This window comes from Mesorhizobium sp. M1406 (assembly GCF_040317555.1).
Classification (GTDB): Bacteria; Pseudomonadota; Alphaproteobacteria; order Rhizobiales; family Rhizobiaceae; genus Mesorhizobium.
Genome location: NZ_JAMYKW010000111.1, coordinates 1 through 9,620 on the forward strand (window position 1 = coordinate 1; position 9,620 = coordinate 9,620).

The 9,620-nt window shown below is 64.1% G+C and carries 8 protein-coding genes; 6 read left to right on the forward strand and 2 right to left on the reverse strand.

Annotation, left to right across the window (positions count from 1 at the left end; all coding sequences use genetic code 11):
• Positions 1-237: 237 nt before the first annotated feature.
• Positions 238-1,128 (forward strand): HpcH/HpaI aldolase/citrate lyase family protein, encoded by an 891-nt coding sequence (locus NKH03_RS33415; protein ID WP_352973132.1) that lies wholly within the window; start codon positions 238-240, stop codon positions 1,126-1,128.
• A gap of 44 nt (positions 1,129-1,172) precedes the next feature.
• On the forward strand, positions 1,173-1,379 hold the full coding sequence (locus NKH03_RS33420; RefSeq protein WP_027032001.1) for a DUF1737 domain-containing protein: 207 nt from the start codon (positions 1,173-1,175) through the stop codon (positions 1,377-1,379).
• On the opposite strand, the gene NKH03_RS33425 is transcribed toward NKH03_RS33420, so the two are convergent.
• On the reverse strand, positions 1,366-2,052 hold the full coding sequence (locus NKH03_RS33425) for a hypothetical protein (protein ID WP_352973133.1): 687 nt from the start codon (positions 2,050-2,052) through the stop codon (positions 1,366-1,368). The two genes, NKH03_RS33420 and NKH03_RS33425, sit on opposite strands and share 14 nt — an antisense overlap.
• 170 nt (positions 2,053-2,222) lie before the next feature.
• Between NKH03_RS33425 and NKH03_RS33430 the strand changes: the two genes are divergently transcribed.
• Positions 2,223-2,870, forward strand: coding sequence for a TetR/AcrR family transcriptional regulator (locus NKH03_RS33430; protein WP_352973134.1), 648 nt, complete (start codon positions 2,223-2,225; stop codon positions 2,868-2,870).
• A gap of 70 nt (positions 2,871-2,940) precedes the next feature.
• On the opposite strand, the gene NKH03_RS33435 is transcribed toward NKH03_RS33430, so the two are convergent.
• A complete protein-coding gene (locus NKH03_RS33435) occupies positions 2,941-3,363 on the reverse strand; it encodes a metallopeptidase family protein (RefSeq protein ID WP_111544069.1) in 423 nt (140 codons plus the stop codon).
• A gap of 182 nt (positions 3,364-3,545) precedes the next feature.
• Between NKH03_RS33435 and NKH03_RS33440 the strand changes: the two genes are divergently transcribed.
• From NKH03_RS33440 to NKH03_RS33450, 3 genes are read left to right on the forward strand one after another with little or no spacing between them, the layout of a single operon-like run.
• Positions 3,546-4,607: an ImuA family protein gene (locus tag NKH03_RS33440; RefSeq protein WP_352973135.1), complete on the forward strand. Its 1,062-nt coding sequence runs from the start codon at positions 3,546-3,548 to the stop codon at positions 4,605-4,607.
• Positions 4,549-6,027, forward strand: a complete 1,479-nt coding sequence (locus NKH03_RS33445; protein ID WP_352973136.1) for a DUF6504 family protein — start codon at positions 4,549-4,551, stop codon at positions 6,025-6,027. Before NKH03_RS33440 ends, NKH03_RS33445 begins: the two co-directional genes overlap by 59 nt.
• Positions 6,024-9,362 carry an error-prone DNA polymerase gene (locus tag NKH03_RS33450; RefSeq protein WP_352973137.1) on the forward strand — a complete coding sequence of 1,113 codons (3,339 nt, stop codon included), beginning with the start codon at positions 6,024-6,026 and terminating at the stop codon, positions 9,360-9,362. The genes NKH03_RS33445 and NKH03_RS33450 overlap by 4 nt, the downstream gene beginning before the upstream one ends.
• The last annotated feature ends 258 nt before the right edge of the window (positions 9,363-9,620 follow it).

The following is a 9,620-nucleotide window of genomic DNA, read 5'->3' on the forward strand; positions in this document are numbered from 1 at the left end:
AACCATCGCCGGTCCTCCCGGCGAGGAAGAAAACTGTCACCCATCTAATCAGTCCATTCTGTTACCTATCTATCCGGTTCGGACAGAGCGTCCTTCTCCTCATTATACGGGGAGAAGATGCCGGCAGGCAGATGAGGGGCAGCGCTGATCTTGACGATTGGCTGACCCCGCGCAAACTTCACCTGATCCATTGCCCCGGCGCTTGCCTCGACCAACCACACGCGGCATAGATCACCCATGGAAACCTACCGCCCGCGCCGCTCCGTACTCTACATCCCGGCCTCCAACGACAAGGCGCTAGCCAAGATCGCGCAGCTTTCCTGTGACGCAATCATCATCGACCTCGAAGACGCCGTCGCACCGGCCGACAAGATTGCCGCCCGCGAAAAACTGGCTGGCATTTTGGCCAAACGTCCGGTTGTCAACGATATTGGCCGCCGCTGCGAGATGATCGTGCGCGTCAACGCGCTGTCCAGCGAATGGGGCGCCGACGATCTGCTTGCCATGGCCAAATGCGAACCTGACGGACTCCTGCTACCCAAGGTCGACACGCCGCGCGACATTCTGGAAGTCGGCGACGTGCTCGACGACAATTTTGCCCCCGATGCGGTGAAACTATGGGCGATGATCGAGACGCCCAAGGCCATGCTCAACATCGGCGCCATTGCCGAGCTTGGCCGCGATCCGGCCTCGCGGCTCGACTGTTTCGTTGCCGGAACGAATGATCTGGTCAAGGAGACCGGCGTGCTGGTCACACCTGACCGGCGCTATCTCGTGCCCTGGCTGATGCAGATGCTGTTGGCCGCGCGCGCCGGCGGCATCGACATGCTCGACGGCGTCTCCAACGATTTCCGCGACCTCGACGCTTTCGCCCGTGAGTGCACGGAAGCCGCGGCCATGGGGTTCGACGGCAAATCGCTTATCCACCCGGCCCAGATCGAAGCCGCCAATCGGGCCTTTGCACCGTCGCCCGAGGCGGTGGCCGAGGCGCGCTCGGTGAAAGAGGCCTTCGAGCTTTCCGAAAATGCCGGCAAAGGTGTGATTGCGCTGAACGGAAGGATGGTCGAGCGGCTGCACCTGGCGCAGGCCGAAAAACTGCTGGCGAAGGCAGCGGCCATCGACGCATGATATCAGCCCTATGCTTGCGGGCTACTCACGACAGGAATCACCCTATGAAACTCTACCGCTTTCTGACCGGCCCGGACGACGCCAGCTTCTGCCACAAGGTAACGGCGGCGCTGAACAAGGGCTGGCACCTGTTCGGCTCGCCGACCTATGCTTACGATAAGAAGGCCAAGACGATGCGCTGCGGCCAAGCCGTCGTGAAGGATATCGATGGACAGGAATACGGGCCGGACACCAAGCTCAGCGACTGGTAGTCGGCGCTCGCATCCACAGCCACCCGGCCAGCCAGGCAATCGCCGCCGCAAGCGTCACCAAGCCCAGGTCAAGAGCCAACTCCGGCACGAACGCACGGAGCGCGATAGGCACCGCGCCAATGAAATAGAGAGCGAGTGGAATGCGCGGCACGCCTCTTGCAACGACAAGAGAGATTACAAACGCGAGCGTCCCAAGCAGAAAAAGAACTGAACTGACGACCAGAGCCAGCCCGAGAGGCCCGGCGCGCAGGTCGATGATGGTTGTCGGCGGAAGTTTCGAAAATACGAGATTGATCACCACTTCCACGCCGACCAAACTTGCCAATGCCACGAAGTTGACGACAAACGCGATCATGCCGAACAGGCCCGCGCGCCGGCCAAATGCAAGAAACAGGCCTACGACAAGTCCAAGCGCCAAGATCTCGGCGACTGGCGCCAGAAGTTGCGTCAGATCGGTGGTCGCGATGAGCGAGCTGCGTTTAGCCGCGTTGACCAGAAGAATAAGCGCGCTTCCCACCCCGGCGACGGAAGCGAGCCGATAGAGCGTAGCGCTGGGCACAGCCGCGCTCGACCGGACAGTCGTGGAATTCTCCTCGTGCCGAGGTCCTTCGGCTGGCCTCTGAAGCGAAATGAGCGATTGCGGACGGCGGGGTTCGGCGGTTGTGGCGAGCATGGTCGTCTCCTCATCTGGGAAAACGGCGGCCGCGAAGACCGCGGGCCTGTTCCGATCCCATCTGTAATCGTTGCTTACATTCTCTTGCCGGAATTGTAAACGGTGATTACATAAATTGCGGAATCATGCTACGGACGCGTGAAGCAGTTCTACCGAACGAAGGGAACGAGATGGCAGAAGCCAAGACGCCTCGCCGCGCCAGCTACCACCATGGCAATTTGCGGGACACGCTGATCGATGCTGCAATTCAACTTGTCGAGGAAGGCGGCCCCGACAATGTGAGCGTGCGCGAAGCCGCAAAGCGGGCCGGCGTTTCCCCCGGCGCACCCTTCCGGCATTTTCAGTCGAAAACAGCGCTGCTGACCGCGGTCGCCGAACAGGCCATGAGCCGGCTGACAGAGGCCGTCGCCAATGCACTTTCAGAAATCGACAGCGCGGATCCCGTCATGGCCTTCGAAGCAATCGGACAAGGCTATCTGGAATGGGCGATTGCCAATCCCACGCATTTCCAGATCATCAGTTCCCGAACGCTGATTGATTTCGACGGGTCGGACAGTCTTCGGGGTCAGAATGAAGCCATTCGCCGGAAGATGATCGACCTGCTGACCCAGGCGCAACAACAGGGTCGATTGGCTGCGAACACGGACTTCGATCATCTGGTTCTTGCCGCTCGTGCATTTGTCTATGGGTTGGCACGAATGGTGGTTGATGGTCATTTTCCGCTGTGGCATCCGTCCGAGGCGCCATCGCTCGCCGTGCGCAAGGCGCTGCATCTTTTCATCAGCCGGATGACCAACCTGCCTGAATCGAAATCTTAGAGGCCTTTGCCGCCGCTGGGTTCTGGACCGACTCGAGAGGAATGGACAGTTCACGCGGCGTAGGAACCAGTTACTCCGCCGCCTCTTCGATCTTCTCCATGTCGTCATCGGACAGCCCGAAATGGTGGCCGATCTCGTGGATCAGCACGTGGGTGACGATGTCGCCCAGCGTTTCTTCGTTCTCGGACCAGTAGTCGAGGATGGCGCGGCGATAGAGCGTGATGCGGTTCGGGCCTTCGCCGGTCTGCGGATTCCAGCGCTCGGCGATGCCGCGTCCCTCGAACAGCCCGAGCAGGTCGAAGGGCGTCTCCAGCGATAGATCGTCCATGATCTCGTCGGTCGGGAACTCGGCGATCTGGATGACGATCTCGCCGGTCAGCTTGCGAAAATCCTCCGGCAGATGGGCATACGCCTCCAGCGCCAGGAACTCCATTTCCTCCATCGAGGGCGAGAGTTCGTCGTGCCAGGTGCGGGTCTTGTAGATACGGGCCATGCTTTGTCCTTTGATCCCGGGCATATAGGCTTTCGCACCGGAATCGGCAAATGGACGGGCTGATGCGCCTGCATCATCAGGTGGAGAGGAATAAATTCCCCATGACTCCGCTTGACTCTTCCGGCCCCCTCTGGAATCTATAGGAACATAACAGGAACAATTGTGAGTGGAAGCTGACCGTCATGGCGATGACCGCCGTGGCGCGGGAGACTGTTTTTGCCCTGCGCCGCCAGATCGCGAAAATCGAGGGAACGCTGCCCGAGCGCCTGCGGGCGCCGGTTGGCGCGCCCCTTGATGCTGACGTCAGCACGGATGTCACGTCCAATACCGATCTCACTATCGTCCGGCGCGGCATTGCCGCGGCTTTGCCGGATGCGTTCCTGCCCACCGGCGTCGAGCGTCTCGATGCCGCTTTGAGTGGCGGCCTGCCGAAGGCAGCCCTGAGCGAAATCCATGGCACGCAAACCCGCGATGCCGGGGCCGTCGCCGGCTTCGCCCTGTCGCTCGCCAGCCTGATCCTCAAGCGGACGCCAGGGTTGCCGGTGCTGTGGATCGGCACCACGGAAATCTTCCGCGAAGCCGGCTTTCCCTATGCCAGGGGGCTTCATGCCTCGTTCGGCATCGAGCCGGAACAATTGCTGTTTTCCGAGGCGCCCAGACTTGTCGATGCGCTCTGGGTCGCCGAGGAAGCAGCCCGAATGACGGCGCTCGCGGCTGTCATTCTTGAAATCCGCGGCAATCCGCGGCGGCTGGACCTGACCGCGACGCGCCGGCTGCATGCAAGGGCGCAAGGTGCCGGCCGCCCGGTGTTCCTGCTGCGGCAGGCGGCCGAGCCCGAGCCGACGGCGGCCCCCGTCCGGCTCATCGTCGCCTCGGCGCCGGCAGCACCACGCGACACCATTGCCGGGCCGCTCGCCGGCTCGATCGGCCACCCGGCCTTCACCCTCACCATCGGCAAGAGCCGCACGGCCTTGCCTGGACAATTCACACTGGAGTGGAACCCCGATGAACGCGCATTCGACGAAAGAGCGGGCGACGAAAGAAGGGGCGAAGAGAGAGGCCGGGCAAAGAATCCTGTCTCTGTGGTTTCCCTATCTGGCAGTGGAAAGGATCCTGCGGCAGCGTCTGGGGCGGTCCTGGCGTTCCCGGCCGTCGGATCACCTGCCGCCATCTCACCCACCGCTGGTGATCAGCCATCGCGACCGCAACGCGCAGCGCATCTCGGCCCTCGACGAGCGGGCTGAGGCGCTGCACCTGAAGCGCGACATGGGCATTGCCGATGCGCGCGCCATGCATCCGTCGATCGACGTCGTCGAGGCCGATCCGGAGGCCGACCGCCGCCTGCTCGAAGGCCTTGCCGACTGGTGCGACCGTTACACCCCGCTGGTGGCGCTGGACGGGGCGGACGGCCTGTTCCTCGACGTCACCGGCTGCACCCATTTGTTCGGCGGCGAGCGCGCCATGCTGGACGACATCCTGTCGCGTTTCTTCCATCAGGGTTTTGACGTCCGCGCCGGGCTTGCCGCGACACCGGGAGCGGCCTGGGCGGCGGCACGGTTTGCCGGCGACCGCATCGTCGATGGCGGCGAGGAGGAAGCGCTGCTGGCACCCCTGCCGCTGGCCGCGCTGCGCATCGAGCCGGCGACCCGCGCCAGCCTGGAAAGCGTCGGCCTGCGCACGGCGGGCGCCGTCATGGCGGCACCGCGCGCGCCGCTCGCCCGCCGCTTCGGCGCCTTGCTGCTTTTGCGCCTCGACCAGGCGCTTGGCCGTCTCGACGAGGCGGTGTCACCGCGCCTTCCCGTCGCGCCGCTTTCGGTCGAACGCCATCTCGCCGAGCCCGTCACCCTGATCGAGGACATCGAACGGCTGGTGGGCATGCTGGCGACGACCTTGAAGATCGACCTCGAGCGTCGCGGCGAGGGCGCCAGGACGTTGGCGCTGCTGCTCTTTCGCGTCGACGGCGCCGTCAGCCGCATCGCTCTCGGCACCTCGCGGCCGCTGCGCGAGCCCAAGCTGATCCAGAAATTGTTCCATGAGCGGCTGGCCGCGCTCGAACAGGATATCGATGCCGGCTATGGCTTCGATCTGGTGCGGCTTTCTGTGCTGACATCAGCCGCTTTCGACATGCAGCAGGCCGACCTTGCCGGCGAGGTGATCGACGACGGCGCCGACATCGCGCTGTTCGCCGACCGCATCCGTGCCCGGCTCGGCGAGGGCGCGGTGCTGCAACCGGTCGTCGTCGAAAGCCATCTGCCGGAGCGTGCCGTCGCCACCATCCCCTTCACCGAAGCGCCGCGCCGGACCACGCCGCCGAAAAGGCCGGACAGGCTGCAGGCGCCCAAAACCATCTTCCCGCCGGAACGGCCGATCCGGCTGTTCCGCTCGCCCGAACCCATCGATGTGCCGGCCACCGAAATGCCCGAGGGACCGCCGCTGAACTTCCGCTGGCGGCGCGCGCTCTACCGGGTGACGCGGGCCGAGGGGCCGGAGCGCATCGCGGCGGAATGGTGGCGCGAGGCGCCCAGCGACGAGTTGGCATCGACGCGCGACTATTTCCGCATCGAGGATGCCGACGGCCGCCGCTACTGGCTCTACCGGCAAGGTCTCTACGGCGGCGCCTCGCAGGTCCCGCCGCGCTGGTTCCTGCATGGGGTCTTCGCATGAACGCGCTGACCGTCATCCCCTATGCCGAGTTCGGCATCCAGTCGAATTTCTCCTTCCTGCGCGGCGCCTCCAAGCCGGAGGAGCTGGTGGTCGCCGCCAAGCTTTTGGGCTTTTCCGCGATCGGGCTTGCCGACCGCAACACGGCGGCTGGCGTGGTGCGAGCCTGGCAGCAGGCCAAGGTGGAAAAGCTTTCCTACCATCCCGGCTGCAGGCTGGTTTTCGGCGACGGCACGCCGGATATTCTCGCCTATCCGCAGGACCGCAAGGGCTGGGGGCACCTGTGCCGCATGCTCACCCAGGCCAACCTGCGCGACGAAAGTGAAAAGGGCGCCACCCTTCTCCAGCGCGGCGACCTCCTCGAATGGGGGGATCTGATGTCGCTGGCGGTCCTGCCCGATCTGTCGGCGGGGCCGCAAGACAGTCTCGCCTTGCTTCGAGACCTCAAGGATCGTTTCGGTCGGAACCTGCGGCTTGGCGTTTCGCCCGACTATGCCGGCAATGACCGTTTCCGGATCGAGCAGGCGGCGGCGTTTGCCGAGAGCGCCGGCATCCCGTTGATGGCGACCAACGACGTTCTCTACCACACCGCCGAACGGCGCCCGCTGCAGGATGTGCTGACCGCGATCCGCCTCAACACGCCCGTCGCCGAGGTCGGATTGCAACTGGCCGCCAATGCCGAACGCCATCTGAAGCCGCCGATGGAGATGGCGCGCCTGTTCCGCAGGCATCCGCAGGCGCTGGCCGAGACCTTGCGCTTTGCGCAGGAGCTGACGTTTTCGCTGAGCGACCTCCAGTACAACTACCCCGACGAGCCGACGGAATCGGGCCTCGGGCCGCAGGCCGAACTGGAACGGCTGGCGCGGGAGGGGGCGGCCAACCGCTACCCGGCGGGTGTGCCTGCCTTCGTGACCAAGCGCATCGCGGAGGAGCTGGCTCTGATCGAGCGCCTCAACTACGCCCGTTATTTCCTGACCGTCCATGACATCGTCAAGTTCGCCCGCAGCCAGGACATTCTCTGCCAGGGGCGCGGTTCGGCCGCCAATTCGATCGTCTGCTTCTGCATCGGCATCACCGAAGTCGGCCCGGACAGGATCGACACGCTTTTCGAGCGCTTCATTTCCGAGGAGAGGAACGAGCCACCGGATATCGACGTCGATTTCGAGCATGAGAAGCGCGAGATCGTCATGCAGTACATCTACACGAAATACAGCACCAAGCGCACCGCACTGGCCGCCGCCGTGATCAGCTATCGCGGCCGCTCGGCGTTGCGCGAAGTGTCGAAGGCAATGGGCCTTTCGGAAGATGTCCGAGGGTCTTTGTCAGGCTCGATCTGGGGCTGGTCCACCTCGGAGCTTGGCGAGAAAGAGGCCCGCGCCGGCGGCCTCGATCGTGCCGATCCAGTGTCGCGGCATGTATTGGAACGCGCCAACGAGATCATGGGGTTTCCCCGCCACCTGTCGCAGCATGTCGGCGGCTTCGTCATCACCAGGGACCGGCTCGACGAGATCGTGCCCATCGTCAAGACGGCGATGGACGAGCGCAAGATGGTCGAATGGGACAAGGACGATCTCGACGCGGTGAAGATCCTCAAAGTGGACGTGCTGGCGCTCGGCATGCTGACCTGCCTGAAACGCGCCTTCACCTTGCTCACTGAGCATTATCCGAAGGCGAGGGACCCGTATGGGCAGCCCTATGTGCTGGCCACCCTGCCGCCGGAGGATAGGCAGGTCTACAAGATGATCTGCCGCGCCGACACGCTCGGCGTCTTCCAGATCGAATCGCGCGCCCAGATGTCGATGCTGCCGCGTCTCAAGCCGGACAATTTTTATGATCTCGTCATCGAGGTGGCGATCGTCCGGCCGGGCCCGATCCAGGGCGACATGGTCCATCCCTATCTGCGCCGCCGGCAGGGCAAGGAAAAACCCGAATATCAAAAACCGGAACTGGAGGCGATCCTCGGCAAGACGCTTGGCGTGCCGCTGTTCCAGGAACAGGCGATGAAGATCGCCATCGTCGCGGGCGGTTTCAAACCGGGCGAGGCCGATGAACTGCGCCGCGCCATGGCCACCTTCAAGCGCACCGGCACCATCGGCAATTACCGCCGGCGCATGATCGACGGCATGGTTGGCAAGGGATACACCAAGGACTTCGCCGAACGCTGCTTCAAGCAGATCGAAGGCTTTGGCGAATACGGCTTTCCCGAAAGCCACGCCGCCTCCTTCGCGCTGCTGGTCTATGCCTCCTGCTGGTTCAAGACCTTCTATCCCGACGTGTTCTGCGCAGCGATCCTGAATTCGCAGCCTATGGGGTTTTACCAGCCGGCCCAGCTCGTGCGCGACGCGCGCGATCATGGCGTCGACATCCGCGACGTCGACGTCAATTTTTCGGTCTGGGACTGCACGCTGGAGAAGGCGCCTTTCGATCCGGCCCGCATCCTCGCGCGTCATGCCGAGATGCGCGGCGTCATCGAGACGGATCATGCGCTGCGGCTCGGCTTCCGCCAGATCAAGGGCCTGTCGGAGGAACGCATGGACGCTTTCGTCGAGCGGCGCGGTTCAGGCTACGAGTCCGTGAGGGATATCTGGCTGCGCTCCGGCTTGGATGTCGGCGAGATCGAGAGGCTGGCGCAGGCCGACGCCTTCCGCTCGCTTGGCCTCGATCGTCGTGAAGCCTTGTGGGCGGTGCGCGCGCTCGACGGCAAGAGCGCCGCCGAAAGGCTGCCGCTGTTCGACCAGCCGGCGCTCCGCCTGCGCGAACTGGAGCCCGAGACGAAGCTGCCGACAATGCCGCTCGGCGAGCATGTCATCCACGACTACCGCTCGCTCGGCCTGTCGCTGAAGGCGCATCCGGTCGCCTTCCTGCGCGAGCGCCTCGACCGCGCCGGCGTCACGCCCAATGCGAACCTGCCTTCCGTACGCGACGGCCGGCGTGTCTCCGTTGCCGGGCTTGTTCTGGTGCGGCAGCGCCCCGGCAAGGGCAACGCGATCTTCCTGACGCTGGAGGACGACAAGGCCGTCGCCAACATCATTTTCTGGCAAAGAACCTTCGACCGCTACCGGCCGATCGTGATGGGCGCGCGGTTCGTTCGGGTCACCGGGAAATTGCAGTCGGAATCGGGTGTGGTCCACATCGTCGCGGAAAAGGTCGAGGACCTGACGCCCTGGCTGACCGTGCTTCTTGAGAAGGTCAGCGAAGCTGGACCGGCACGCCCCGCCTGGGAGGATCCGAATCGCAACGGTCGACCCACAATCCGGAGCGCACCGATCCGACAGGATCTCGCGGCATTATCAGGAGAGGCGGAACAAGTGATGCCCAAGGGGCGTAATTTTCAGTAGTGGCAAAAAACTTCGATGACAGCGGGACAGCACCCCCCTCTGGCCTGCCGGCCATCTCCCCCGCAAGTGGGGAGATCGGCAGCTCCTGCGACGCTGGAGATTGGCGAAAGCCGATGAACGCGTAATCTCCCCCCTTGCGGGGGAGATGGCCGGCAGGCCAGAGGGGGTGCTGTCCTGCCAGCCGCGGCAATTTCTGCGCCGCAGTGGCGCACTCTTCAACCCGGTCCGCCCAAGCGAGGCGGCGGCGGGGCCAGCACA